Raw genomic sequence first — 26,435 nt, forward strand, 5'->3', positions numbered from 1 at the left:
GATCCTGATGTACATCGGTGGTCCTGTTTGGTGTTTCGCGGCAAGGCCCGCGCCAAACATCGGTTACTACTGAGCGGCGCTCTTTGGCAGCGCCAGCCTGACCGAAAAACTCGCAACATTTCATGCAACAGCAACTGACGCCGGCCATGCCGCGTCGGTCCCCGCGCCGCTACCCAAGCCTAATTGACGTGTGTCTATAAGAGCTTGCCTTAGCCCGGCCCTATCTTCGGCGTGCCTGCCCTGCACCTTGGCATGGTATGACAGATGCTTCCGTAGAGTAGGTTCGCGGCCCGGATCGGTGCATCCTGTTCCTCGCAAGCCATCACGACCGTCGCGTTTCTACCGCTCCTCGCTCGCTCCTCCCCGAACGCGACCGCTCAGGCCGACTCGACGGTCGTGATGGTGAGCAGGATGTTCAAAGCACATGGATGGACATGATGAACAAAGACGGACTTTTCTCCGTCGGCGGATCTCGCCGCGATGTCATGTTGGCAGGCCTGATCTCTACGGCAGCCGCCGGACTGCCCCGCGCTGCTTCGGCAACGAGCCGAAAACAAAACCTTCCCTCTTCCCCCTCAATCAAAGGAACCAAGACGATGAGCACCATCACGACCAAGGATGGCACCAAAATCTACTACAAGGATTGGGGCAAGGGTCCTGTCGTCACGTTTTCGCACGGCTGGCCGCTGAATTCCGACGCCTGGGACGGCCAGATGCTCTTTCTTGCCCATAACGGCTTTCGCGTCGTTGCGCATGACCGGCGCGGCCATGGCCGATCGAGCCAGGCCACGTCCGGCAACGACATGAACGGCTATGCGGATGATCTTGCAGCCGTGATTGAGGCGCTGGATCTCCGGAACGCCACGCTGGTCGGCCATTCGACCGGAGGAGGCGAGGTTGCTCGCTATATCGGACGGCACGGGACGAAGCGGGTGGCCAAGGCTGTTCTTATCGCCGCAGTTCCGCCGATCATGGTGAAGACGCCGGCCAATCCGGAAGGCCTGCCGATCGAGGTATTCGACGGCATAAGGGCTGGCCTCGTCAAGGATCGGTCGCAGTACTACCGGGACCTCGCACCGTTGTTTTATGGCGCGAACAGGCCAGGCGCGAAGGTTTCCCAGGGGACTCTGGATCAGTTCTGGCTCTGGAGTATGCAGGCGGGTCTCGTGAACGCGTACGAAAGCGTCAAGGCGTTCTCCGAGACCGATTTTACCGAGGACCTCAAGAAGTTCGACGTGCCAACCCTCGTCCTGCATGGCGAAGACGACCAGATCGTCCCCGTCAAGGACTCGGCAGTCAAGTCGGCCCGATTGATCAAAGGCGCAAAGGATATCTATTACCCCGGCGCGCCCCACGGGATCACGGCCACGCACCAAGATCAGGTCAATGCTGACCTGCTCGCCTTCATCAAAGGATAGCACACCCTCAGTCACGACCGCATGTTCTCCGCAATCCTTGGAGCCGCCGATGACCACCTTTGGCAATATTTCGCGCGCCCTTAATCGCATTTCGGGTGGCGCGCCAGGTCAAACCTTGTGCGCTCGCATAGGCGAGCGGTGGCCTGAATGCCGGTTCTGTCGGCTCATGTCCCGGATTGTGGAACCGAACCACTGCGCCATCGAGTTAGAGCGCTGGCAAAGGCGCGAAACATATGCTGCGATAGGGCTGCCATTCGAGCAACTTCGCCTGTGCAGCGCGGAGGCGATCGCCGGCGTTCGACACTACGTCGCGCTGTCGGGGGTCGCCGCCGCGCGCTTGTTCTGCCTTGAAGGCCAAAGCGCTCCTCCAAAACGTCAAACTGGCTAAGCGCCGGGAGTTTATCAATCGGTAGCCGTTTGCGATTGCCGCTCATTTTGGCGGTCTCAATTCGGCGTGAAACTTTCTTGGCCAGCAGTTGCGATTATCGCGGCAGCACCGGCGCTATTTTTCGAAGGCAGGAACGAAATGGGCGTACTCTCGGGCAAGATCGCGGTGGTCACCGGCGGGAACAGCGGGATCGGACTATCGGCTGCAAAAATCTTTGCGGCCGAGGGCGCGCAAGTCGTCATTACCGGCCGCCGGCGGCAGGCGGTCGAGGAAGCGGTCGCACAGATCGGGGCAGGCGCGCTGGGCATTCAGGGAAATGTGGCCGACGTGTCGCACCATGACGAGGTAGCGCAACAGATCCGCCAGAGGTTCGGGGCGCTCGACATCTATATGGCGAACGCCGGCATAAACACCATCACGCACTCGGCCGACGTCTCCGAGGCAGAATATGATGCGCAATTTGCCGTCAATACGCGAGGCGTCTTCTTCGGCGTCCAGAAACTGATTCCGGTCATGCGGAATGGCGGCGCAATCATCCTCACAGGCTCGCTGGCCAGGCGAGAAGGTGCTGGACGGTCATGCTGTTTACGCGGGCTCGAAGGCGGCCATAAATGCCTTTGCGCGCGCTTGGGCGATCGAACTGAAGTCTCGCGGCATCCGGGTCAACGTGCTCAGCCCAGGTCCGGTGGATACGGCTATTCTCGATAAGCTGGGCATACCGTTTGAGCAGCGCGGGGTGTTTGAAAAGGCGATGGCGGAGGCAATACCCCTGGGCCGGATGGGGCAGCCGGAAGAGCTGGCAAAAGCCGCCCTGTTCCTTGCCTCGGACGCGAGCAGTTTCGTAACGGGCATCAATCTGCGGGTCGACGGCGGGATGGCAGTGCTCTGAGCCACGACTGCGATGTCGTCGCGCCAATACACTTCCGAATAAATGGCTGAGCAATCGGTCTTCCTCAAGACGATTTTCCGGGAAGCTGCCGCACGAGTCGCGCCAAATAGGTCGGAGGCGAGACGTTTTGTCGACGTGGCGCAAATTGAGCCACGTAAGCAGCAAGTCGCATTGCAGGGATCGACGCGCAAGAGAGAAGTCGGCTCGCCCGATACGGCGGAAGGACAGAGGTCTCGCCCCGGTCCTTCAATTTTCTGTAGGTCGGGATCAGTGACCCCAGATGCCCTGGCCATATTCATCGTTGGGAACAGTCGGCTTGCGTACGGTTTTCGGCACCCCGATATCATTGTTCATTTTTTTGATCGAGGATGTATACATGTTGTAAGACGCAGTCGCAGGCTGCTGGGATCCGTTTGATCCATAGTGGTCGCTTCCGGCAGTGGCGCTTCCTGCTGTAATAACAAGCACGGCGACAGCAAGGACTGTCATTTTCATTTCAGTAACTCCATTGATGGCTTGGATGGTATTCACCCATACAAATATAAATGTCGTGACGCAGCGACACGATCAGACGGTCCGGCTGTTTGATCCATACGAAGGCATTGGGCGATTCAGGCCGAAGGCCAGGGACTATGTCGTTGACGAGAGGAGGCTTTGCGGCGCGCCCTCAGTGTCTGTTCCGGCGACCGCCGACAATGCACACCCGGCATAGATACCTCAATTATGCTGCAGGGCACCTGATCTCCCCGGTGACCTACCCTGCACCTTGGCATTGTATGACAGACCCTTCCGCACAATAGGTTGGCGGGCCGCGTCGGCGCATTCTCCTGAGCATTGGTCACCACAGGCGACACGGGAGAAAGCAAATGCGAAACATAACTCGAGTCCTGGCCCTCACCGCAGCGCTTGCCGCGTCGGGCGGCGGGATGGCGCAGGCCGCGAATTCTCAGCCCAAGCCGACGATCGTACTGGTGCACGGCGCCTTCGCGGAATCGTCGAGCTGGGATGCAGTCATCACCAAGCTCAGCAAAGACGGTTATGTGGCGATAGCCGCAGCTAATCCGCTCCGCGGCGTTGCCAGCGATGCGAAAGCAGTCTCAGCCATCGTCCGGTCGGTTTCGGGGCCGGTCGTGCTGGTGGGGCATTCCTATGGCGGGCCCGTCATCACCGAGGCCGCCAATGGCAATCCCAATGTGAAGGCGTTGGTCTACGTGGCGGGTTTCGCGCCGGATACCGGCGAATCGAGCCTTACGTTGTCCAGCATGTTTCCGGGCAGCACCTTGGGGAGCGCGCTTGCTCCAGTCGCGTTGCCGGACGGCGGGCAAGACCTCTTCATCGCGCCGGCCAAGTTCCGCGCGCAGTTCGCCGCCGACGTTCCGCAAGAGCAGACTTTGCTGATGGCTGCCACTCAACGCCCTGTTGCGCAGGCGGCTCTGGCTGAAGCCTCGGGCGTCGCCTCGTGGAAGACGCTGCCGTCCTACATGATCTACGGCTCGGATGACCGCAACATCCCGGCAGCCGTCATGAGCTTCATGGCCAAGCGTGCGCACGCGGTAAGGACCGTCGTCATCGAGGGTGCGTCCCATGCGCTCATGGTTTCGCATCCCGACGAGGTCACGTCACTCATCGAGGATGCTGCGGCATCGGTCAGTCAGTAGCAGGCCGGAAACGCCCAGCATCCGATCGAGCAACGAAAATAGACACGCAACACCAGGAGACTAGACATGAAGATCGTCGTCATCGGCGGAACCGGGCTGATCGGTTCAAAGACCGTGGAGAGACTGCGAAACAAAGGCCACGACGTACTTGCGGCGTCGCCGAATTCGGGCGTCAACACCGTTACGGGAGAGGGTCTGGCGGCCGCGCTTGCCGGTGCGCAGGTCGTCGTCGACCTCGCGAACTCGCCGTCGTTCGAGGAAAAGGCTGCCCTGGAGTTCTTCTCGGCATCCGGGCGTAATCTTTTTGCCGCCGAAACGGCCGCCGGCGTCCGTCATCACGTGGCGCTGTCGGTCGTCGGTACCGACCGGCTGCAGGGCATGGGCTATTTCCGCGGCAAGTTGCTTCAGGAAAAGCTGATCAGGGAGTCCGGAATTCCCTACACCATCGTTCACGCCACTCAATTCTTCGAATTCACCGCCGCCATCGCAAACACGGGCGCCGTCGGGGATACCATTCATATGTCGCCGGCCTACTTCCAACCCATGGCGGCTGATAATGTTGCCGATGCGATGGCGGACGTCGCGCTTGCCGCGCCGTTGAATGGCATGATCGAAATTGCCGGCCCGGAGCGTGTTCGCATGAGCGAACTTGTCGAGCGCTTCCTGAAGGCCACCAACGACCCGCGCAAAGTCGTCCCGGATTCCGGCGCGCTCTACTACGGCCAAGTGGCAATCGACGATCGAACGCTGGTGCCCGGCGAGAACGCGCGCATCGGCGCCGTGCGTTTCGATGATTGGCTCAGCCGATACACACCACCGAAGTAAGTAGTCATCGGATAGGCCCGCCATTCGCACAACAAGGAGACCAGACATGATCAAAACACTTCTCTGCGCCGCGCTCACCGCCGCTTCCGTCACCGCAGCAATGGCCAATGACGCCGCCAGCGTGAAGCTTGTCTACGACCAGGCTCTGCCAAACGTGCCCGGCAAGAGCATGAAAGCCGTGCTCGTCGAGTACGCGCCTGGGGGTACGTCGCCGGCTCATACCCATCCCAAATCCGCGTTCATCTATGCCACGGTCCTGCAGGGGGCGATCCGAAGCCAGGTCAATGACGGGCCGGTGAAGACTTATCGCGCCGGCGAGAGTTTCTCGGAATTCCCTGGCGACCGTCATGCCGTCAGCGAAAACGCCAGCAAGACGGAAGGCGCTCGTCTGCTTGCTATTTTCGTCGTCGACACCAGCGAGACGGAACTGACGACGAACGCTAAATGAAATCGTAGCCCCGGGACCATCGGGGCGTACGCGAAGGGACGGTCAGTGACATGAATTCGATCGCCATCCGCACACTTGCGGGGATTTTGGTCCCCGATACTCCGCTTGTTGGCCGAGCGATCGAACATGCCCGCGCTCGATGTGAACCCTACCTGTTCAACCACGTGGTCCGATCCTGGCTTTTCGCGGCCCGGATCGGACAGATTCAGAATATCCAGCACGACGCGGAGGTTGTTGCGGTTGCAACCCTGTTGCATGACGTCACGCTCAATGAGGACTTCGCCGGGCCGCGCCGTTTCGAAGTGGAAGGCGCCGATCTCGCCCGCGCCTTCGTTCGGGAGGGCGGCTTCGACGAGCGGCGCGCCCAATTGATCTGGGACAGCGTCGCCCTCAACTCGACGCCGTCGATCGGCCTCTACAAGGAGGCTGAGGTGGCGCTGTGCACAGCCGGCATCTGCCTCGATGTCGTCGGCTTGCAATACAGCCTCGTTTCGTCAGCCGAGATTGCAAAGATCGTTGGCGAATTTCCGCGCCTCGGGATGAAGCGGCGGATGACGCGATGCTTTTGCCATATCGCCGAGATCAGGCCCGAAACCACCTACGACAACTTTGCCCGGGACTTCGGCGAGCGCTTTGTTTCAGGCTACAAGGCGACTTCGGCAGTTGATCTTGTGATGAACGCTCCCTTTGAAGAGTGAGGGCAGTTTCGATCCAGGTTCTATCGACACCGGTCGGTTCAGCCTTGCCCTTCAACTGACCCAAACGCTGTGCGTCTGTCGGATGCATGCGGCAAAGCGAATTGCCGAGGGCAGCGGTCAGGTGCCAATTTCCACCTCCTATACTTCGGTTTAGGCGCCCCAACCCAATCGAGTGGCAATACATATCATCGGCACGATAGCAACAGTTCGTCTCACCGGTCATCCTTACGCTGCAATGGATTGCAAACACCTCAAGGAGATAAGTAATGAATATTGCAGCGCCACCGGTCGCTCCGAAAGGAAAAGCCGTCGCCCAACGCGCGAGTTATGCGGAGCAGTCGCCGGAACTTCTGAAGAAATTTATTGAATTTCTTGGTGCGACGCGAGAGGGGTCGATCGAAGAGCCAATCCGCGACCTTGTTGCAGTCCGAGCCGCGCAGCTGAACGGGTGCACCTTCTGCCTCGATATGCACGTCAAACAGGCGAAGATCCATGGCGAGCGCGAACTGCGCCTTTACCACCTGGCAGCCTGGCGGGATTCGACCTTGTTCGTTCCTCGCGAGCGCGCAGCCTTGGCATGGACGGAAGTCTTGACCAAGCTGCCCGAGCAGGGTGTCCCCGACGAGATCTACGATCGGGTCAGGTCGCAGCTTTCCGAGAAGGAAATCTCCGATCTGACCTTCGTTGTCATGGCGGTCAACTCTTGGAACCGTCTGAACATCGGCTTCAAACCCGTCCCGGGCTCGGGCGATGCGAAGTTTGGCCTGAGCAAAGCAGCACTGAGCTAATCTTTGGAATGGGTCAGAATGGCGCTTGTTTGCGCGCCATTCTGACCGGCCGGACGAAGGCGCCGAGCTCGGCGACCAACACTGGAACCGATCCCAGCCCCGCGGCCGCGGCCGCGAGGCGCTCTCAGGAGGGCGTCATGCGAATTGACAGTCTGCATCCAGTAATATCGGCCCGTCTCATGGTGGTCGATGTCGACGCTCCACTCCGCAGTGCGGCACTCTCACTTTCCAGGCCCGCAATAGGCCTGGTCGTGGTGTGCCACGGCAGTGGGGAGGCGGCAGGCGTGCTGAGCAAGTCCGACCTTGTCCGCCATCTGGCGAATTCAGGGCCAACAGAAGCGCCGATTGCGGCATTGATGAGCCGGTCCATCGTGTCCTGTGGTCCCGATGATGATCTTCATTCAGTCTGGCAGACCATGGCCGCGCAAGGCCTGCAGAATGTGCCGGTGCTCGGGGCCGACTCGAAACCGCTAGGCGTCCTCGATATCCGTGATGCGATGAAGGCGCTCTTCAAACAAGAGGAACTGCAGGAACGGCTGCTTGCCAACTACATCAGCGGGATCGGCTATCAATAGAGCATCGTCTCGCGATTGAATATACGGAAGTATGTATCGGCGTCTTCTTAGATATAGTGGAAAATAAAAGCCATAAATTATAGCGTGTTGAAGCCAATAGGTGCCGACTTAGCCAGCGGGGAACGAAATGTTTCGTCCGGACATAAAAGAAGATGTCTTCGACGGCCCGCCCGATGGCCCTGGAAGTGGTATGTCCGTGCAAATGTCGACGGCCGGCATCGTCCATGACCTGGGCAATCTCATTCAGGTCGCCTCGTCGGCGTTGAACCACCTGGCCCGCGATCCGAGCATCCAAGCGGCTCCGGCGCTCGGGCCTGTAATAGCCGGCGCCAAGACGGCTTTGGAGCGGGCTGGTGGCCTTGTCCGGCAAACCATCAGCCTGGCCCGAGAGAGCCACGCGGAAATCGAATACACAAACGTAGGTGCTTGCCTGGCTGAGATCGAAACCCTCGTACGGAGCGCCTTGGATGCCAATTTCGGTCTTGAGCTTCGGGTTGGGTCCGACCTGCCTTTGGTGAGATGCGATCGCTTTGGATTGCAAAATGCGGTTCTGAATCTTCTGTTCAACGCGCGCGATGCAATGCCTGACGGCGGTTTCATCTCGATCGATGCCGGCTTGGCCTCTGAAAACTCTGCCGCCGGTCAGGTAGACATCCGCGTCGCGGACAACGGTATCGGGATGACCAGCGAGACGATGGTCTGCGCCTTCGATCCGTTCTTCACCACCAAAAGCGAAGGCCTCGGCGGCGTCGGTTTGCCGATGGTGAAGCACTTTGCCGAGCAATCAGGCGGAAGCATCGATATTCAGAGCACACTTGGGGCAGGCACGACCGTCACTCTGCGGTTGCCTGCGATGCGATAGCGGCCCGCCAATCTGCCTCCGGTGACAAACGTGACATACAATCGAGAGATAAAGATGGATGCACAAGTCGTCGAAAACGTCCAACAGCACCGTTTCGAGCTGCCGATCGCCGGCGATATGTTTGCGGCGGCCTATTATCGGCTCGATGCGGGAAGGTTGCGCTGATACACACCGAAGTCCCGTCGGAATTTTCCGGACAAGGGATCGCGTCGCAATTGGCCCAAGGAACCTTCGAACTGCTCCGCAAGACCGGCCGTAAAGCGATCTTGAAATGTCCCTTCATGAGCCGCTTTTTCGCCAAGCACCCGGACTATGCAGATGTCGTCGGCGGCTAGTCATGGGCACGAATGTTGAGGGTTTCCCAAGGATCTATCCAAATGCCTGACGAGTATGATTTGCAGAGATTCGTCAGCGCACAGGATCCGGTCTACGACGACGCGCTGGCCATTCTACGTCGAGGGATGATGTGCACTCCCTACATGGAGTTCATCTGCCCAAGGTTGGCCACAAGGCGAAGTGGTACAGCGCCTGAGCCATATGCAATCACATCGCTCGACGAAGCCAGCGCCTATCTCTCGTTTCCGATCCTCGGAGGCCGTTATCGGGAATGCGTTGGCACCCTGCAACGGCTCTCCGGCCTAAGCGCTCGCGCTGTCTTCGGTGACGTTGATGCGAAGAAGTTGCACGCGTCCCTCACGCTGTTTTCCGAAGCAAGCAACGACGAGTTCCTGCTCGAGACAATCTTCGACGTCTGGTTCGACGGTTTGCTCGATGAGGAAACGATGAACGATCTCTACTTGATGTCGTAGTGGTCTGCCTGCGCCACCCGGCGTAAAGCTGTCGCGGCGCTGAGGTCACCATCCGCTGCCTTATCCCTCACACGCTGCCATCTGGTAGAGGCATGAGCTCGTGCTCTCCCGGCACGCCGGGGAAGCGGCGTTCGCGCCAATCCGCCTTTGCCTGCTCGATCCGTTCGGCTGAAGAGGAGACGAAGTTCCAATAGATACGACGTGGCTCGGCCAGGGGCTCACCTCCTATCAACATCAGTCTCGCCGCATGGAAGGCAGGCGCCTGCAGCACAATCTCAGCGCCGGGCGCCAGAGCTACTAATTCGGCCTCATGAAACGTACCGAGTTGGCCGACAATTCCAACCTCACCGGCGACGATGTAGATCGCACGCTCACGGTGTTCGGGTTTCACCTGGTAGCGCGCACCGCTCGTGAGCACAATTTCGGCATAGACCATGTCGGAGAACGTCCTTACCGGCGAGACCAACCCGTCGGACGCGCCGGCGATCAACGTAAACTCGACGCCGTCGGCACAGATCCTCGGTATTTCGGGAGCGCCAAAATGTGCGACGTCGGCGGCAATTTCTTCATAGCGGGAGGGGAGGGCGATCCAAGCCTGAGCGCCGAAGAGATTGCTTGCCGACGCCCGGACTTCCGGTGGCGTGCGCTCGGAATGGACGATGCCCGACCCGGCCGTCATCCAGTTGACCTCGCCAGGACGGATGGTCTGCACTTTTCCCAAATTGTCGCGATGGACGATCTCGCCATCGATCAGGTAGGTCACGGCCGCAACGCCGATATGCGGATGCGGTCCCATATCGAAACCGTGACCTGCGTCGAATATAGCGGGGCCGAAATGGTCGAACAGGATGAAGGGCCCGATCATCAGGCGATCCGAGGACGGCAATACGCGCCTTATCTTCAGTCCGTCCGCAAAATCACGGATAGCTGGCTGGATGAGTGTATCGATGCCTGTGATACCGCTTTGGCGGATGGTCATGGATCTCTGTCCTTCTGCATGCCTTGTCAGCCAGGTGCTCGAACGCGCTTGAACGAAGCGGCTCGAAAGACTGTCTGAATGGCTTTGAGGAGCGCGAATTTGGAGCTCGCGTGGTGCTGTCCGGCGATGCCGCTTTCATTAAAAGCCGACACCCTCATCGACAGGATCGCAGCAAGATCTTCGGCCATTTCGGGCCTGTCGTGCACCAGAGGCGCAAAGCTTTCCTGGTCTATGTCGTAAACCGTGACAGGGGTCATTGCCCGCAAACTCGACATCTCGCCAATACCGGCGAGCAAGCCGGTCTCGCCGAAGAAATCGCCAGGTGCAAGCCGGGAGATCTCCTGCAGTTGATCATCGTCCTCGCCAATTTGCCGGACGATGACGCCCGTCCGAACGATCATGAGCGACGGCAGCATCTCTCCCTGTCGTGCGATGATTTCGCCCTTATGGTAGGTGCGAACCGAGGCCGCTTTGGCGAGCGAACCCTGCTCGGTATCCGTTAGCGCCGAGAATACCGGTATGGAATTGATGAGTTCGATCGGGGTGAAGCCTTGGGAGGCCGCCGTCTCGTGGCCCGGCCGGTTGGTCATGGCAATCGAGCCCGAAAATGGCTCCGCCAGCAGCATGCCGGTCGACTTTGAATGGCGATAAATGAGATCGAAGATTTCGTTCCGAGCGGCAATTCGCTGGTCGATACTTGCGACGCGAAAAAACAACTCGATCTCGATAGCTGCGGCATCCAGGCTTCTGATGGTGACCGAAGGCGAAGGGTGCTGGAGGATCGAATTGCAGCTCAGCAAGACCGTGCGCATGAGGTCTACGATGATCGCCGGCGTCTTCGTTGGCGCCACCTTGACGGTTACGGCAAGTCCATGGCTCTCGTCCGGACCGCTTAGATTTGTTACCCCGATCTTGGCGAGAAGGCTGTTTGGCAGCGCCACGACATTGTGTGTCGGGGTCAGAAGTTGGGTCGACCGCCAATTGGTCTCGACAACGCGGCCTTCGGTTCCGTCGCCCAGAATGATCCAGTTTCCAAGCACGTAAGGGCGGCCGAGGTTAAGCGCGATCGCCGAAAATACGTCACCAAGCGTATTCTGGAGCGCCAGTCCCAGGATGACGGCAAACACGCCCGACGTGGCAATGAGCGTTCCGACCGGCACTGCAAAGACAAACGCCAGGATCGACAGGAACATTCCAGCGTAGACGACACCGACCACGACGTCCTGCAGGAGACGTGCCTCGCGCGGCTGTCGCTCGAAGACGAGATAGATACGGACAAATCCGATCAGCGCCCAGGCAAGGTGAACCCACCAGAGCAGCTTGACCGAGCCGATGAGGATCGCTCCTCCGGTTGTCTCGTTGTCCCGTGCGGCTTCGTACGGCACGACGCGCAGGTGGAGAACCATGGCCGACATCGCGACGAAAAAGCCGAGTTGGACAACCAGCTTCGCATTGGCGAAGCGTCTGGGGATGAGAGACCAAACGACGATCCCTGCGAGGCCGAGCAACACGATGTAGACCAGAGGAGAGTTCCACCAGTTCATGAACGATCACCGCGATGCCCGGTTCAACGTTTGGTCTCCGGCCCGGCGATCGGGCCTCTGGCGCTGGCCTTGTCTTTTTCGAGAACTGCTTCGGTGATCGAATTCGGCAGCCGTCGCGGCTTTTCGATCAGCCCGAGCACCGGCATGGCGATGATGAAGAAAGCAAAATAGTAAAGCGTCGCCAGTTGGGACATGACGACGTATGCGCCTTCCGCCGGCCGGGAGCCGAGCCAGCCGAGAAAGAGGGCATTGGCAACGAACAGCCAGAAGAGCACCCTGTACCAGGGCCGATAGACCGCCGAGCGCACCTTCGAGGTGTCGAGCCACGGCACCAGGAACAGCACGGCGATCGAGCCGAACATCGCGAGCACGCCGCCGAGCTTGGAATCGATCGGCCCGATATTGAAGGTGATGGCCCGCAGGATCGCGTAAAACGGCAGGAAGTACCATTCCGGCACGATGTGAGCCGGCGTCTTCAGCGGATTGGCGATGCTGTTGTTGTCGGGATGGCCGAGATAGTTCGGCAGGTAGAAGACGAAATAGGCGAAGAAGAACAGGAACACGAGGATGCCGAAGGCATCTTTGACGGTGGCATAGGGCGTGAAGTCCACGACATCGGTTTTCGATTTGACCTCGATGCCGGTCGGATTGTTCTGGCCGACGACGTGAAGCGCCCAGATATGCAAGGTCACCACGCCCGCAAGCACGAATGGCAGCAGGTAATGCAGCGCAAAGAAGCGGTTCAGCGTCGGATTGTCGACCGCGAAGCCGCCGAGCAAAAGCTGCTGGAGCCAGTCGCCGATCAGTGGGATGGCGGTGAAAAAGCTGGTGATGACAGTAGCGCCCCAGAACGACATCTGTCCCCAAGGCAGCACGTAGCCCATGAAGGCCGTCGCCATCATCAGCAGGAGGTTGGTGCAACCGAGCACCCACAGCAGCTCACGCGGCGCCTTGTACGAACCATAGTAGAGCCCGCGGCAGATGTGGAGGTAGACGGCAATGAAGAAGAACGACGCGCCGTTGGAATGGAGATAGCGCAGCAGCCAGCCCGAATTCACGTCGCGCATGATCTGCTCGACCGAGTTGAAGGCCAGCCCCGTATCAGGGGCGTAATGCATCGCCAGCACGATGCCGGTCAGGATCTGTGAAACCAGCATGATCGTGAGAATGCCGCCGAACGTATAGGCATAGTTCAGGTTGCGCGGGACGGGATAGACGATGAAGCTGTCATAGACCAGCCGCGGCAGCGGCAGGCGGGCGTCGAACCAACGTTCGATTCTGGTTTTGGGCGTATAGGTCGAGTGTTTGCCGCCGCTCATCGAAATGCCCCCTGCCTCAGCCGATACGGATCTTGGTGTCGGAAACGAATTGGAACACCGGTACCGCCATGTTCTCGGGTGCCGGCCCCTTCCGGACGCGGCCGGCAGTGTCGTATTGCGAACCATGGCAGGGGCAGAACCAGCCGTCGAAATCGCCTTCCTGACCATGCGGGATGCAGCCAAGATGGGTGCAGACCTGGATCATCACCACCCAGGCTTCCTTGCCCGGCATAGTTCGATTGGCGTCGGTTGCCGGCGCATCGGCCGGCAGGTTGGCGTTGCGGGCAATTGGATCTTTGAGCTCGGCGAGACTGACTGCCTGGCCGTCCTTCCTCTCTTTTTCGGTGCGGTTGCGCACGACAACCGGCTTGCCGTGCCAGTCGACGATCAGCGACGTTCCCGGCGTCAGCGAGGAGACGTCGACCTCGATCGCGGCGGGCGCCTCGACGCGCAATGTGTGCTCGGCTGTGGAGGTTTCGGAAAGGTCGGCCATGATGGCGACTCCTATTGTCGGAAGCTGCGTCATCGCGTTGGTGGCAATCGAGCAAAAGTCAGACCACGGCTTTCGCGTTTCCAGTCTGCTCGTGCCGCGCGGAATATGCCGGCCGTGGCCGGGTGTGAGCCATCGTGCCAACGGCACGTGCGTCCAATACTTTCGTTTAGGATTTCCTGAGCGAAGGACTGGCCGGGCCGGCGATGATGCCATCATGGAAGGTTCTGGATTCCTCCAGATAACCGTTGGCCGCTGAGCTGGCATACGTCCCGGCATTGCGCACGGCGATCCCGAACTTCACCCGACCATACCTCGGCATAGGCACGTCTAGCTGTCGGTGTCGTAGTCGTCGTCTCCGCCAAGTGCGAGTTTCTGGAGCGGTTGTCTCGCGTGGCGCGGGGCAGGTTTTCCGCTCGGCGACGACCAATTGCGGGATTCAATCGGGTTCAGAAAAGGGAAAAGCGGTGAAACTCTACTACAGCCCTCTCGCCTGCAGCCTGGCGGACCACATCGCTCTGGAAGAGGCCGGTGTTTCCTTCGAGCGCGAAAGTGTGAACCTCAAGACCAAACGGACAGGCTCCGGGGATGATTTCACTACCGTCACGCGCAAGGGCTATGTTCCAGCCCTCGTGCTGGATAGCGGCGAAACGCTGACGGAAAATATCGCCGTCCTCGACTGGATTGCGTCGCAATACCCGCCACTGGCAGTGGCGGGGCCGTTGGGCCGTACCCGCCTTCTCGAAGCGCTGACCTACGTCTCAACTGAAATACACCGAAGCTTTAAGCCGATGTGGCACCAAAGCAGCGATGCCGAAAAGGCCAGGGCGAGCGCGACGATTACGAGCCAACTCGAGTTCTTCGCTGACGGGCTCGAGACCGACTATCTGTTCGGCGACAAACCCAGCGTCGCGAATTTTTATCTTTTCGTGATGCTGCTTTGGGCGGCCCGCTTCCACGTCCCTGTTCCCGCGCCTTTGCAAGCCCTTCGCGTCCGAATGGCTGCCCGACCGGCCGTGCGCATCGCAATGGATCGTGAGGGCCTCGTCTGAAGCCGAGGGCGACTTCGAGCATAAGACCAGATGCAACATGTCCTCTCGCCCAAACAGAAGATCAGGAGTCATTCTCATGCTGCCGTTCCTGCGGATGCTACATCTACATCCAGCCGCTTCCAAGCGCGGGGACGGCCTAAGTCTCGAATTTCTGAGGAGGGAAATCGAGGAAACGCTTGACCTGACCGGCATTCAATCAGAGTTCGCCGCACTGCCTCCTGGCCGAGTGTTACAGTGGTTGGTCCGCCGCCCGCAGTCACCATCGAAATAGGCAACATTTCCTGTCGGCCGATGAGGCGGGCGGGTCCGGTCGTTCCTGCTTGTTGGTCATTACAGAGGCTTCATCATGAATGCGAGTAAAGCTCCCGACACGGTCGATCATCGCCGCCGGCGCATTGTTGGTGCTGCAGCAATGACGTTCGCCGCCACCGAACTCGGTTTGAGCGAGCCGGCGGCCACTTGGACGGTCGAGGCGAGGGCGTCCGCGACGCAAGCCAGGCCGGAATCATTCGGCTCGCTCGGGCAGGTCAATGCCGGAAAACTGAGCGTCGGATATGCGGAGCTGGGGCCCGCCGAAGGTGCCCCAGTGATCCTGCTTCATGGCTGGCCTTATGACATTCACACCTACGCCGATGTCGCTCCCCTGCTTGCCGCAAAAGGGTACCGCGTGATTGTGCCCTACCTGCGCGGCTACGGCACTACGCGCTTCCTGTCGGACGAGACGATGCGCAACGGCCAGCAGTCGGCGCTCGCCGCGGATACGATCGCCCTGATGGATGCGCTGGGGATCGAAAAGGCCACGATCGCCGGCTGCGACTGGGGCGCTCGAACGGCCAATGTCGTTGCCGCGCTCTGGCCTGAGCGTTGCAAGGCGATCGTCTCGGTGAGCGGCTATCTCATCGGAAATCAGCAGGTCGGCATGGTGCCGCTGGCACCGGAGGCGGAGCTTCAATGGTGGTATCAGTATTACTTCGCCACCGATCGCGGCCGCGCCGGCTACGAGAAATACACGCGCGATTTCGCCAAACTCATCTGGCAACTCGCTTCGCCGCAGTGGAATTTCGACGATGACATCTTCCAGCGCAGCGCCGCAGCACTGGACAACCCGGATCACGTCAGCATCGTCATTCACAATTACCGCTGGAGGCTCGGCCTGGCACAGGGCGAGCCGGAATATGACGTTCTGGAAAACCGGCTGGCCGAAGCTCCCGTGATCACACTGCCGACCATTACCCTTGAGGGCGATGCCAATGGCGCACCCCATCCCGACAGCAGTTCCTACGCCAAGAAATTCTCGGGCAGATACACGCACCGGATCATCACCGGCGGTATCGGCCACAACTTGCCTCAAGAAGCCCCGCAAGCCTTTGCCCAGGCTGTCATCGACGTCGGCGAATACTGATCAAAATCCATGACGTGCCCCCGACCGTAAGGAATAAAACGGGAAGAGTCCTGGTTCTCGGCACAGCCTCCGGTCCGCTTAGGCGAGAACAGCTCTCCCGCCGACCCAGACTGACGCGATGTTGGCCCTGGAAGCGGAGTAGACGATCTTCTGAAGGATGCCGTCGCCGTCGTCGAGTTCGTCCCACAGGTGAATTGTGCCTCTGGGCGCGGCGGTGTCGACCAGGATCGCATCGAAATGGTAGCCAGGCGAGAATCGCCCCACAGGCAAGCCGAGTGCCGCGCCACCGCCTGCCGTCGCCAGGTGGAAGGACTCGCGAAAGTCGACGCGTGCTGTTCCGGCCGTGCCGCGCGTCTCGGCCGCTAGCGCCGGGTCGGTGCCGGTTTCCAGCATGCGCGACGACATGACCGTCGCGCGCATCGCATCGAACATCGAGGCGCTCGGTCCCCCGGAAATGTCGGTGCCGAGCCCGACCTTGACACCCTTCTCGAGGGCCGCCCTCAACGGGAACACGGCGCCTGCGAAGTAGGCGTTGGAGACGGCGCAGTGCGCCACGGCCGCCTTGCGCACGCGGATCGTCTCCATGTCGGCAAGCGTAATGAAATTGGCGTGCGCGAGCACGCTGCCGGCGCGCAGCAGGCCAAAGCGATCAAGGCTAGACGTGTCGCTGATCCCGTGGCGCTGCAGCACGTAGCCATGCGCCCAGTCGCTCTCCGAGCAATGCGTCTGCACATGGCAGCCGCATTCCTGCGCAAGCGTGCCGAGCCCTTTGAGGGCGGCGTCGGTACAGGAGGGGATGAAGCGCGGCGTAATGACCGGCTTTACCCGTCCCGTGGCATTGTCCGGATGCCCATGCACGTAGTCGATCAGAGCGCGCGTGCCATCGATGGCCGCGTCCGCCGAGGTATCGCGATAGTAGGCCGGGCACTCGTCGGGATTGTCCATCGCCACTTTGCCGACCAGCGCACGTTGCCCCCGTTCGAGGCAAATGTCGACGAGCAGCCTTGTCGCGTCCTGGTGGATGGTTGCGAAGTAGAGCGCTGTGGTCGTGCCATTAGCGATCAGGTCGTCGACCAGCAGGCCGTAGCTGCGCCGCGCGAAGGCGAGATCGGCGTAGCGCGCCTCCAGGGGAAACGTGTGTTTGTGGAGCCAGGCCTCGAGCGGCACGTCCAGCGCCCTGCCGAGCTGCGGATATTGCGGCGCGTGCACGTGAAGATCGACGAAGCCGGGCAGCAGATAACTCTGCGCCGGCAAGGTCGCCAGCGAACCGGTCCGGCGCGCGGCCTCCAGCGCCTCGTCATAGCCGGCATCATGCGGATGCAGCACCGAGGCGATGATGCCTGATTGATCGATTGCGATCAGGGCATGGAGCAACTCTTCCACGAGCCCGCGCTCCGGCGCGTGAAAGCCGCTGGCCAGAAGCGTCTTGCCGCTCAGGTCGCTCACCTGTCCTCCGCCGAAGAACAGCTACGCACTGCCGTCGCGAAGCGCCAGAGCGCGATTGCCCGTCCGTCGATGCCGATGACAATATCGGAAGGGCTGCCGCTCATGCGGCTTGCGCCGTCGTGCCGTAGGTGATGCCCTTCTCCTTCAGCCAGCGGCGATAGGCGATCGACGAGCCGTCGGCCCGCGTCGGGATTTCCGCGCGCGGCTCGAGCGGCAAAAGAAGTGGCCGTTGGTTCTCCAGGATGATGCGGTCCTGCAGGAAGATGAGCTGCTGGAACTGCACAAGTTCGGTCGTGGTCGATACGTCGTCGATCAGGAACATGACGGGGTGCGCGCGGCAGCGGTCCGGATCGAGGGGCTGCACGAACAGACAGATCACGTCCCACCGGGTAGCCGAGTTGGGGCAGGTCTTGTAGAGCATCACCGCGAAAGGATTGGCGACCCGGTACATGTATTGGGTCATGATGCCGCCGGTCGCCGAGAGTGCTGCCTGCGGCTGGAAGAATTCGCAGTTGGTCGCCCACACCTCATCCACGTCGCGGCGGATTTCGGTTGTGTAATGCCGCACTTCCGTGTGCGGCTCGGCGCCCAATATGTCGGTATGGACGAAGGGGAAATGGGCCATGTCGAGGAAATTCTCGACGATGCGCAGGCCGGACGCCTTTACCGCGATCGCTCCGCAAACGACAGGCCGGCGGTCGTCCTCATAGACCTCCGGGATCGACAGCACATCGCCGGCCGGCATGCCGAGCGTGATCCATAGATAGCCGTAGCGTTCCTTGGCCGGGACTTGGCTGCCGTCGCCGGCACGCGACACATTGACCGCGCCTGCCGTATCGCGGGCTACCAATAGATCGATGCCCAGAAGCCGGTTCGGCAACGTGCCGACCGGAATCTCGTTCAGCGCGTCAATGCAATACCATTGGTCGAGGGCCGCCTGCTCCGCAGCTCGCTTAATGGTCATTGTTGCGTCCTTCCTGTGCTATCTCACTGCCGATAGATGCGGTCCATCACAGCCCGGTGGTCGGCCATCGCCGCCTCGACATCGAAAGAGGCGAAGTCGCCTCTCGCGATAATCTGCCGGCCGTTGATGTAGGAATAGTCGACCTTGAAGGGTCCGCAAAGCACCAGCGCGGCGAGCGGGTCGCGCTCGGTGCCGGAAAGGCCGAGTTGGCTGCGTTTGACCGCGATGAAGTCGGCGCACATGCCGGGCGCGAGATGGCCGATGTCATTGCGGCCGAGCAGGGCAGCGCCACCGCGCGTCGCCATTTCGAGGGCCTCGCGCGCGGACAGCGCCGTCGGCGTGCCGCCGAAACCGCCGCGGCCGCCGGGCTTTTCGGAGAGGTAGTGGTGCGGCGCGACACGCTGAAGCATCAGCGCCAGCCGCGCTTCCATGAACAGGTTCGACGTGTCGTTCGAGGCCGAGCCGTCGACGCCAAGGCCGACCTTCACGCCCTTGTCGAGCATCTCGCGGATCTTCGCGATGCCCTGGCCGCAGCGCATGTTAGCCGACGGGCAATGGGCGACCCCGGTGCCGGTTTCGGCGAAGCGGTCGATCTCGTCGCTGGTCATGAAAATCGAGTGGGCGAACCAGACGTCGTCACCGAGCCAGCCGACGGATTCGGCGAACTCGACCGGCCGTTTGCCATAGATTTCGAGGCAGTACTTCTCCTCGAAAAGCTCTTCGGCAAGGTGCGAATGCAGGTTCACGCCCTTGTGGCTGCGCGCCAGCGATGCCGCATCGCGCATCAACTCCGGAGTCACCGAGAACGGCGAGCAAGGAGCCAGGATGATTCGGCTCATCGAATGCCGCGACGCATCGTGATAGCCGCCGATCAGCCGTTCGGCATCCTTCAGGATATCCTCTTCCTTTTCGACGCAGCGATCCGGCGGCAAGCCGCCCTGGCTTTCGCCGCGCGACATGGCTCCACGCGCAGCGTGGAAACGCAGACCGATATCGCGGGCCGCACCGATCGTCGCGTCGAGCGTGCAGTTGTTGGGCAAGATGTAGAGGTGATCGGAGCTGGTCGTGCAGCCCGAATGGATAAGCTCGGCCATCGCTACGCGCGCCGAGACACCTATCGCATCGTCGTCGAGCTCGGCCCAGATCGGATAGAGCGTCTTCAGCCAGACAAGCAGCTCGTCGTTCTGAGCCATCACGCGGGTGAGGTTCTGGTACATATGATGATGCGTGTTCACCATGCCCGGCATGACGACATGGCCCGATAGGTCGAGCACCTCGTCGGCACTGGAGGCACTGAGTTCCGCGGTGGTGCCGACCGCTTCGATGACGTTGTCGTCGATCAACAAGGCGCCGTCGGAAATCTCGCGGCGCGTACCATCGAAGGTGGCGAGCAGATCGATGTTCTTGACAAGCAGGCGGGGCATGACGGTCTCAACGCATGTCGCGGAAATAGGGTTCGCCGAGAGCAGCCGGCGCGGCCATTACCCGGCGCATGCGCTGCCAGGCAAGCACCGGCACGATGATCAGGGCGATCGTGCCGAGATAGGGCAGCATCGACAGGATCGGCGCCGCGATCGGCCAGTTGCGTGCTTGGCCGACGAAGCCGAGCGAGGTGATGAGACCGAACAGCAGAGCGGCCAGCACGGCGTTGAGGGGCCGGTAGCCTGCGAAGATGACGAGAGAGACGGCAATCCAGCCGCGGCCGGCCACGACGCCTTCCGACCAGGAGGGAACGAAGGCAAGCGTGAGGTAAGCGCCGGCGCCGGCCGCCAGCGCCGAGCCCGCGGCGACATACCAGAAGCGGATGCTTTGCACCGAAATACCGGCGGCGTCGGCTGCCGCGGGGTTTTCGCCCACCGCGCGCATGTTCAGCCCGTGGCGCGTGCGGAACATGATGTAGTGCAGCACAACCGGCAGGACGATGTAGATCAGGTAGACAAGGATGTTCTGCGTGAAGATCGCGCGACCGAGCAGCGGGATGTCGCTAAGATAGGGAATAGCGATCGGCGCGAAGGTCGCCGGCGCCGGCATGCCGGAATAGGCGCGACCGATCGTTGCGGCCATGCCTGTGCCCATCAGCGTCAGCGCCAGGCCGCACAACACCTGGTTCGCTTTGACGACGACGGTGCCAAGAGCGAAGACGCAGCCAACGAGGAAACCGACGGCAAGCGCAAGGACGAAGCCGAGCATAGGGTGCGGCGTGGCGACGACGACCGCGATGCCAGTGATTGCACCGAGCGCCATAAGCCCTTCGACCCCGAGATTGACGACGCCGGCGCGCTCGGAGAGCGTCTCGCCCAGCGCCGCCAGCGCCAGCACGCCGCCGGCGAGAATGGAGGTCTGGATCAATCCGGCGATCATGTCCATGGGTGTTTCCTCAGCTCGCGACCGGTTCGGTCCGCGTGATGCGGTAGTGAGCGAGTTCGTTGCCGATCGCCGTGAAGAACAGGATCAGTCCGGTGATGGCGAGCACGGCCGAGACGGTGATGCCTTGCGCCTGCAGGATGATGCCCGAATTCAGGATGACGCCCATCAAAGCCGCGCCTGCGAGCACGCCAAGTGAGGAACCGCGCGCCAGCACCGCGACCATGATGCCGAGATAGCCGAAATTGTTGGAGATGCCGCCCTGCAGGCGATGCACCGTGCCAGCTACTTCCAGCATACCGGCGATGCCGGCGATCGCTCCCGACATCAGCAGGACGACGATCAGGCGGCGGCGGAACGGCATGCCCGCATAAAGCGCCGCGCTTGGATTCGACCCAGCGATCCTTACCTCGTAGCCCCAGCGCGTGTAGTTGAGCAGTCCTGCGATGACAAAAGTGAGCAGGATCGCCAGCGGGAAACCGTAGTGTACGATACCCCAGAATTCAGGCACGTCATGCGGCAGACGTGCAGTGGTCGCGAGCGCATGGCCGCTCGGGTCGAGCCATGGGCCGGTGGCGACGTAATAGACCATCAGCGTCGCCACAAAATTCAGAAGCAGGGTGGTGATGAGTTCGCTGACATCGGCGTAGGCGCGCGCCAGCGTCGGCACCAGTATCCAGAGCAGCCCGCCGAGCGCGCCAGCGGTGAACATAACAGGCAGGATCAGCCAGGTCGGGCCGGGAATGAACAGCGCGACCGCCGTGGCGCTGAAGGCGCCGGCATAGAATTGGCCCTCCGCGCCGATGTTCCAGGCGCCGATTCTCAGCGCTACCCAGACCGACAGGCCGGTCAGGATCAGGGGAGTGACCAGAAGTCCGACGTCTTCCAGCCCGAAGCTCGAGCCAAAAGTCGAGCTGAGCACCTCCCAGGCGAGTTCGACGGGAGCATTGCCGCGAGCGGCCAGAACCAGGCCGGCGACCCCCAGCGCCAGCACGATAGCCAGGGCACGTGCCGCAAAGGCAACGGAGGGCTGCGCGGATGGAACGCGCTGGAGCTTGATCGCCAAGGTCAGTGCTTCCCGGCAGCGGCCTGGGCGCCAGCACTGGACCGCATCTGCCCGCCCATCATCAGGCCGATTTCCTCGATGTCGGTGGAGGCAGTCTCCACCGCGCCCATGATCCTGCCATGGAACATCACGGCGATGCGATCCGACAGGTTGAACAGCTCTTCCAGCTCCTCGGAAATGAAGAGCACACCGACGCCGGCATCGCGCAATTCGACGAGATAGTGCATCATCGTGTTGATCGCTCCGACATCGAGGCCACGGCTCGGATAGGCGGCGATCAGAACCTTGCTTGCGATGCGCATCTCGCGGCGTGCGACGAGGCGCTGCTGATTACCGCCGGAAAGGTTGCGCATGGGCATGCCGAAATTGGGCACCGCAACGGATGCCGCTTCGGCGATCGTGCGCGCGAGAGCAGCCGCTAGGCGCGGTCGGAACGCGAAGCCCTTTGAAACAGGCGCCGACGCATATTCGCGGATTATGGCGTTGTCGGTGATTGAAAGCGCCGGCGCCAGGCCGCTGTGCAGCCGGTCTTCGGGAATGTGGCCGACGCCGAACTTGGCGTAATCGACCGCGCCGGCGGTCGTGACGTCCTTTCCGCCGAGCAGTATCTGGCCCGAGTGGATCGGCCGTAAGCCGGTGACGACCCGGGTCAGCTCCTTCTGGCCGTTGCCGGCCACACCGGCGATGCCGAGAATCTCGCCGGCATGGATGTCGAGCGAAACCTCGTCGAGAAGGATGCCGCCCACGTCGTCACGCGCGACGACGGATTTGAGGCTGAGCACCGGCTCGGCGGAGATGCCGGCCGCGCCTGGCTGCCTGGCACGCAGATTGCTGAGCACGATCTCACGGCCAACCATCAGGCGCGCCAGCATCTTCTCGCCGCAGTCCGCGGTATTTTCGGTGGCCACCTTGCGGCCGCCGCGCAGCACGGTGATGCGGTCTGATATTTCCAGGACCTCGTCGAGCTTGTGGCTGATGAAGATCACCGCATTGCCCCGGGACACGAACTGCTTGAGCGCCTTGAAGAGCTCGCGCGCTTCCGCCGGAGTAAGCACTGCAGTCGGCTCGTCGAGGATAAGAACACGGGCATTGCGCGCGAGCACGCGTAGGATTTCCACGCGCTGCTGCTCGCCGGTCGAAAGATCGGCGACGCGCGCGGATGGCCGTACCGCGAGGTTCAGCTTGTCGGCCAGTGCGGCAGTCCGCGCCTCGAGCACCGACGAGCCAATACGCTTGGGCGTTTCGGACCAGCCGAGATGAATATTCTCGGCGACCGTGAAGGCGGTCACCAGCTTGAAATGCTGGTGGACCATGCCAATACCGGCGGAGATCGCATCGACTGGAGATGCGAAACGCTTGGCATAGCCGTCGACGACGATCTCACCGGCATCCGGCTGATAGATGCCGGTGAGGATGTTCATCAAGGTCGATTTGCCGGCGCCATTCTCGCCGAGCAAGGCGTGGATCTCCCCCGGCATCACGTCCAGGTCGACGTCCTGGTTGGCAACGACGCCGGGGAAATATTTGCTGATGCCCTTGAGCAGCACGAGCGGCGGCGCGCCGAAGCCAGGCTCGTAACGTCCCGGGGAGGTGGACGGCACCTCCATGCCGCCGTAGCGGTGCTCGCTCGAAGCATGATGAACTGGAACAAAATCATTCATCCCGCTTAGCTCTTTGCCTTCTGCCGCATAGTCTATCCGAAAACTCTGCAATCTTTCGGGATCACGCTTGGAGGCCGCTGACGCCTTCGATCGACCAATCCCAGTTGTAGAGTTCCTCTTCGGTCATGCGATGGCCGGCAGCCACCTTGACGTTGCCCTTGGTGTCCTTGATCTCGCCCTCGAACGGGCTCCAGCCGCCGAGAATCTTGTCGCGCACGGCATCGGCCTGCTTTGCGACCTCGGTGGGCACCGTCTCGCCCCAGGCATCGCGGTCGATACCGCCGCCCATCGGCAGGATGGTCTGCGAGGGCGTCCACTTGCCTTCGAGGCGCAGGCGCACCTGGTCGACATAGAATTTCTTGAAGTCGATCGCGATCGAGGAGACGTAGGCCTTCGGCCCGTAGCGGCGGATGTCGGTATTCCACATCACGGCCTTCGCGCCGCGCTGCTCGGCCACCTGCAGATAGCCTGCTTCGTCCATGATGCCGAACAGAAGGTCGGCGCCGTTGTCGATGAGCGCGGTGCCGGCCTGGGTGGCAGCCTGCGGATCGAACCACGAGTTGATGACGATGGTCTGCATCGTGGCGTTGGGATTGACCGAACGGGCGCCCATCAGGAAGGCATTGGTGCCGGAAAAGACCGACGGAACAGGGAAGGAGGCGACGTAGCCGAGCTTGCCGCTCTTGCTCATCAGGCCCGCGGCGACACCGGTGACGTAGGTTGGGTACCAGTGGGCGAGATAGTAGGTCGAGAGATTTTCGAGCGGGTTGCGGCCATCGCATTCATAGAAGGCGACGTCCGGCGAACGCTTGGCCACGTCGTAGAGGAAGTCGCCATAGTTGGAGGTGGCAAACACCATGTTGGCACCTTCCGAGACGAACTGGCGGAAGGTGCGGGTCGCGTCGGCCGAATAGGGGATGCTTTCGACGAACAGCGTCTTCAGCTTCGGGAACGCTTCCTGCACGGCCTTCATGCCCTGGTCGTGGCTCCAGGTCCAGCCTTCATCGGTCACCGGACCGGTGTGGCCGAAGGCGATGACCGCGTTTTCCTCGGCGACGGCGGCGAGCGGCGTCTGTGCATTGGCGGGCGTGATAAGGCCGGATTTCGGCAGGAGCAGCGAGGCGCCGGCCGCGGCGCCCATGTTGAGGAAGCCTCGGCGGGAGAGATTGCGCAGGTCGATCATGCTTCGGTCCTTTGTTCCGTGTCGTGTTCAGTTCGGGAGAGACAGTTCGGTTTCCATGAGGCGGTCGATTTCTGCCGACCAGTCGGCCGACCATGCCTGCTTGATGTCGTCATCGAGCCATGCTGCGGACAGGCCAGCCAGCGCGATCCGCTTCAGTGCCGACGGCCCGAGCGCAAAATTTTCGGCGATCAGCGCGTATTCGCGGTCGAGCGTCGTGGCGAACATGGGCGGATCGTCGGAGTGGATCGTCACGGTAAGCCCGGCCTCGATCATGCGGCGGATCGCGTGGTCGGGCGCGGCGAGGTCACGCCAGACGGTGGTGGCCAGCGTCGTGCTCGGACAGCAGGTGAAGACGATGCCCATCTCCTTGCACTGCTCCATCAGCGCCGGATCGTCGACGACATGGTAGCCGTGGTCGACCCGTCTCAGGCCGAGGACGTCGACGGTATCGCGGACATAGTCCGCCGGGCCATCCTCGCCCGCATGGTTGGTGACATTGAGCCCGGCAGCCCGCGCTCGCTCGACGATGCGCGCAAACATCGGCGGCGGGTTCGGGCGTTCGTCGTAATCGAAGCCGATGCCGATCACCTCAGCCGGGCGCTCGGCCAGAACCATGTCCAGGAAGCGCTCGCCACCTGCCGCGCCGAGCGGCTTCGCATGCGCCGGTATCAGCTTTGCCATAAGCCCATAGCGCTCCTTTGCGCGGTGAAAGCCGTCGAGGATGCCTTCGAGCATAGTCGAATAGGCCACGCCATGAGCCAGATGCGCATGCGGGCTGAAGAACAGTTCGACGTAGCGCGCACCGGCTTTAGCGCAGCGCTCCAGTGCCTCGAAGGTGATGCGAGAGAAATCGTCCGCAGTCCTGATCGAGGCGCAAACCAGATCGTAAATCTTCAGGAAATCCAGCAGGTTGCCGTAGCTGTAGAGCTCCGATGTCAGTCTGCCGTCCGGCAGCGGCACCGCGTTCAGCGCCGCCAGCTCGGCGAATGTCTCCGCGGATACGGCGCCCTCGAGGTGCAAGTGCAACTCGACCTTCGGCATGAGCTGAATGAAACTTGACAACGACATCGACGCTCACTCGCCCGGATCGGCAACCCCAAAGCCGTACCTGGTTTTCTTGGGCGACGGACGGCTGCCGAGTTGTTCGATAATCGCGGCTTTTTCCAACTGTCCGATCACCTGATACGCAACAGATGTCAGGGAAACGGGGCTTGCACAAGCCAAAAAATGATGCCTAACTAGACACATTCTAAAACTGCTTAAAAAATGTGCAGGCCGGGAGAAATATAGGCATGAAGCACCTACGGGAAGCGCAGAACCCTGCGCCTCCGCCTCAAACAACGCGCCTGCGCTTCATCGGCCGACTGGTGTCGTCGAGCTTTGGCGAGTTCGCCGACAGGCGTGCCGCTCGGCTCAATCTCGATCTGCTGGTGCACGAAGCCGCGGACGATTTTTTTGTCGTCCAGGTTTCGGGCCAGCCCGATCTCATCGATGCCTTCGAGATGGCATGTAGCTTGGGGCCAATCGACTGTGTGGTGATGGACTGCGAACGGGCCGAAATTTGGGAATATTCCAGAGGGAAAGACGCAGAATGACGATACGGGCTG

The 26,435-nt window shown here is 61.2% G+C and carries 27 protein-coding genes and 1 pseudogene; 14 read left to right on the plus strand and 14 right to left on the minus strand.

Annotated features, from left to right (window positions below):
* Positions 1-437: 437 nt before the first annotated feature.
* Both NKH41_RS07630 and NKH41_RS07635 read left to right on the plus strand, forming a co-directional pair.
* Positions 438-1,418 (plus strand): alpha/beta fold hydrolase, encoded by a 981-nt coding sequence (locus NKH41_RS07630; RefSeq protein ID WP_502895672.1) that lies wholly within the window; start codon positions 438-440, stop codon positions 1,416-1,418.
* A 526-nt stretch (positions 1,419-1,944) separates the two neighbouring features.
* A pseudogene (locus NKH41_RS07635) lies at positions 1,945-2,695 on the plus strand (glucose 1-dehydrogenase).
* Positions 2,696-2,962: 267 nt separating this feature from the next.
* Here NKH41_RS07635 and NKH41_RS07640 read toward each other — a convergent pair.
* On the minus strand, positions 2,963-3,190 hold the full coding sequence (locus tag NKH41_RS07640; protein WP_352612459.1) for a DUF680 domain-containing protein: 228 nt from the start codon (positions 3,188-3,190) through the stop codon (positions 2,963-2,965).
* A gap of 371 nt (positions 3,191-3,561) precedes the next feature.
* Here NKH41_RS07640 and NKH41_RS07645 point away from each other — a divergent pair, with 371 nt between their 5' ends.
* The 9 genes from NKH41_RS07645 (at position 3,562) to NKH41_RS07685 (ending at position 9,358) form a co-directional block, all read left to right on the plus strand.
* Positions 3,562-4,353, plus strand: coding sequence for an alpha/beta fold hydrolase (locus NKH41_RS07645; RefSeq protein WP_352768652.1), 792 nt, complete (start codon positions 3,562-3,564; stop codon positions 4,351-4,353).
* A gap of 66 nt (positions 4,354-4,419) precedes the next feature.
* Positions 4,420-5,178, plus strand: a complete 759-nt coding sequence (locus NKH41_RS07650) for an SDR family oxidoreductase (RefSeq protein ID WP_352768650.1) — start codon at positions 4,420-4,422, stop codon at positions 5,176-5,178.
* 46 nt (positions 5,179-5,224) lie between these two features.
* A complete protein-coding gene (locus tag NKH41_RS07655; protein ID WP_352470610.1) occupies positions 5,225-5,626 on the plus strand; it encodes a cupin domain-containing protein in 402 nt (133 codons plus the stop codon).
* A gap of 50 nt (positions 5,627-5,676) precedes the next feature.
* On the plus strand, positions 5,677-6,324 hold the full coding sequence (locus NKH41_RS07660) for an HD domain-containing protein (protein WP_352681194.1): 648 nt from the start codon (positions 5,677-5,679) through the stop codon (positions 6,322-6,324).
* Between the two features lie 266 nt (positions 6,325-6,590).
* Positions 6,591-7,112, plus strand: coding sequence for a carboxymuconolactone decarboxylase family protein (locus NKH41_RS07665; protein WP_352449835.1), 522 nt, complete (start codon positions 6,591-6,593; stop codon positions 7,110-7,112).
* 137 nt (positions 7,113-7,249) lie between these two features.
* Positions 7,250-7,687, plus strand: a complete 438-nt coding sequence (locus tag NKH41_RS07670; protein ID WP_352455793.1) for a CBS domain-containing protein — start codon at positions 7,250-7,252, stop codon at positions 7,685-7,687.
* A gap of 127 nt (positions 7,688-7,814) precedes the next feature.
* On the plus strand, positions 7,815-8,549 hold the full coding sequence (locus tag NKH41_RS07675; RefSeq protein ID WP_352612467.1) for a sensor histidine kinase: 735 nt from the start codon (positions 7,815-7,817) through the stop codon (positions 8,547-8,549).
* A gap of 203 nt (positions 8,550-8,752) precedes the next feature.
* A complete protein-coding gene (locus tag NKH41_RS07680) occupies positions 8,753-8,884 on the plus strand; it encodes an N-acetyltransferase (RefSeq protein ID WP_352932403.1) in 132 nt (43 codons plus the stop codon).
* 42 nt (positions 8,885-8,926) lie between these two features.
* Entirely contained in the window at positions 8,927-9,358 is a 432-nt protein-coding gene (locus tag NKH41_RS07685) for a DUF1810 domain-containing protein (protein WP_352612469.1), read from the plus strand.
* A gap of 67 nt (positions 9,359-9,425) precedes the next feature.
* Here NKH41_RS07685 and NKH41_RS07690 read toward each other — a convergent pair whose 3' ends face one another.
* From NKH41_RS07690 to NKH41_RS07710, 5 genes are all read right to left on the minus strand, one after another.
* Positions 9,426-10,337: a pirin family protein gene (locus NKH41_RS07690; protein ID WP_352612471.1), complete on the minus strand. Its 912-nt coding sequence runs from the start codon at positions 10,335-10,337 to the stop codon at positions 9,426-9,428.
* Positions 10,338-10,363: 26 nt separating this feature from the next.
* Positions 10,364-11,881 (minus strand): mechanosensitive ion channel family protein, encoded by a 1,518-nt coding sequence (locus tag NKH41_RS07695; RefSeq protein ID WP_352768647.1) that lies wholly within the window; start codon positions 11,879-11,881, stop codon positions 10,364-10,366.
* Positions 11,882-11,904: 23 nt separating this feature from the next.
* The gene (locus NKH41_RS07700; protein ID WP_352768644.1) at positions 11,905-13,200 is read right to left on the minus strand and encodes a cytochrome b; all 1,296 of its coding nucleotides are present in this window, start codon (positions 13,198-13,200) and stop codon (positions 11,905-11,907) included.
* Between the two features lie 16 nt (positions 13,201-13,216).
* Positions 13,217-13,798: a ubiquinol-cytochrome c reductase iron-sulfur subunit gene (gene petA / locus NKH41_RS07705; RefSeq protein WP_502895671.1), complete on the minus strand. Its 582-nt coding sequence runs from the start codon at positions 13,796-13,798 to the stop codon at positions 13,217-13,219.
* A 61-nt stretch (positions 13,799-13,859) separates the two neighbouring features.
* On the minus strand, positions 13,860-13,994 hold the full coding sequence (locus tag NKH41_RS07710; protein ID WP_352771627.1) for a hypothetical protein: 135 nt from the start codon (positions 13,992-13,994) through the stop codon (positions 13,860-13,862).
* A gap of 163 nt (positions 13,995-14,157) precedes the next feature.
* On the opposite strand from NKH41_RS07710, the gene NKH41_RS07715 reads away from it, so the two are divergent.
* Together NKH41_RS07715 and NKH41_RS07720 are read left to right on the plus strand one after the other, a co-directional pair.
* The gene (locus NKH41_RS07715) at positions 14,158-14,742 is read left to right on the plus strand and encodes a glutathione binding-like protein (RefSeq protein ID WP_352768641.1); all 585 of its coding nucleotides are present in this window, start codon (positions 14,158-14,160) and stop codon (positions 14,740-14,742) included.
* A 346-nt stretch (positions 14,743-15,088) separates the two neighbouring features.
* Positions 15,089-16,144, plus strand: coding sequence for an alpha/beta fold hydrolase (locus tag NKH41_RS07720; RefSeq protein ID WP_352768638.1), 1,056 nt, complete (start codon positions 15,089-15,091; stop codon positions 16,142-16,144).
* A 78-nt stretch (positions 16,145-16,222) separates the two neighbouring features.
* Here the strand turns inward: NKH41_RS07720 and guaD are convergent, their stop codons facing one another.
* The 8 genes from guaD to add form a co-directional block, all read right to left on the minus strand.
* Positions 16,223-17,590 (minus strand): guanine deaminase, encoded by a 1,368-nt coding sequence (guaD, locus tag NKH41_RS07725; protein WP_352470600.1) that lies wholly within the window; start codon positions 17,588-17,590, stop codon positions 16,223-16,225.
* Positions 17,591-17,690: 100 nt separating this feature from the next.
* Entirely contained in the window at positions 17,691-18,554 is an 864-nt protein-coding gene (locus NKH41_RS07730; protein WP_352768634.1) for an aromatic ring-hydroxylating dioxygenase subunit alpha, read from the minus strand.
* Positions 18,555-18,577: 23 nt separating this feature from the next.
* A complete protein-coding gene (locus NKH41_RS07735) occupies positions 18,578-19,978 on the minus strand; it encodes an 8-oxoguanine deaminase (RefSeq protein WP_352768631.1) in 1,401 nt (466 codons plus the stop codon).
* A gap of 7 nt (positions 19,979-19,985) precedes the next feature.
* Positions 19,986-20,921, minus strand: coding sequence for an ABC transporter permease (locus NKH41_RS07740; protein ID WP_023674225.1), 936 nt, complete (start codon positions 20,919-20,921; stop codon positions 19,986-19,988).
* A 10-nt stretch (positions 20,922-20,931) separates the two neighbouring features.
* Positions 20,932-21,984, minus strand: a complete 1,053-nt coding sequence (locus NKH41_RS07745) for an ABC transporter permease (RefSeq protein ID WP_502895669.1) — start codon at positions 21,982-21,984, stop codon at positions 20,932-20,934.
* Between the two features lie 2 nt (positions 21,985-21,986).
* The gene (locus NKH41_RS07750; RefSeq protein WP_352768926.1) at positions 21,987-23,591 is read right to left on the minus strand and encodes an ABC transporter ATP-binding protein; all 1,605 of its coding nucleotides are present in this window, start codon (positions 23,589-23,591) and stop codon (positions 21,987-21,989) included.
* A 115-nt stretch (positions 23,592-23,706) separates the two neighbouring features.
* On the minus strand, positions 23,707-24,828 hold the full coding sequence (locus tag NKH41_RS07755; protein ID WP_352540084.1) for a BMP family ABC transporter substrate-binding protein: 1,122 nt from the start codon (positions 24,826-24,828) through the stop codon (positions 23,707-23,709).
* Between the two features lie 27 nt (positions 24,829-24,855).
* Positions 24,856-25,896: an adenosine deaminase gene (add, locus tag NKH41_RS07760; protein ID WP_352684648.1), complete on the minus strand. Its 1,041-nt coding sequence runs from the start codon at positions 25,894-25,896 to the stop codon at positions 24,856-24,858.
* A gap of 224 nt (positions 25,897-26,120) precedes the next feature.
* On the opposite strand from add, the gene NKH41_RS07765 reads away from it, so the two are divergent.
* On the plus strand, positions 26,121-26,423 hold the full coding sequence (locus NKH41_RS07765; RefSeq protein WP_352768629.1) for a hypothetical protein: 303 nt from the start codon (positions 26,121-26,123) through the stop codon (positions 26,421-26,423).
* Positions 26,424-26,435 lie beyond the last annotated feature (12 nt).

Source organism: Mesorhizobium sp. M1169, assembly GCF_040318345.1.
Lineage (GTDB): Bacteria > Pseudomonadota > Alphaproteobacteria > Rhizobiales > Rhizobiaceae > Mesorhizobium.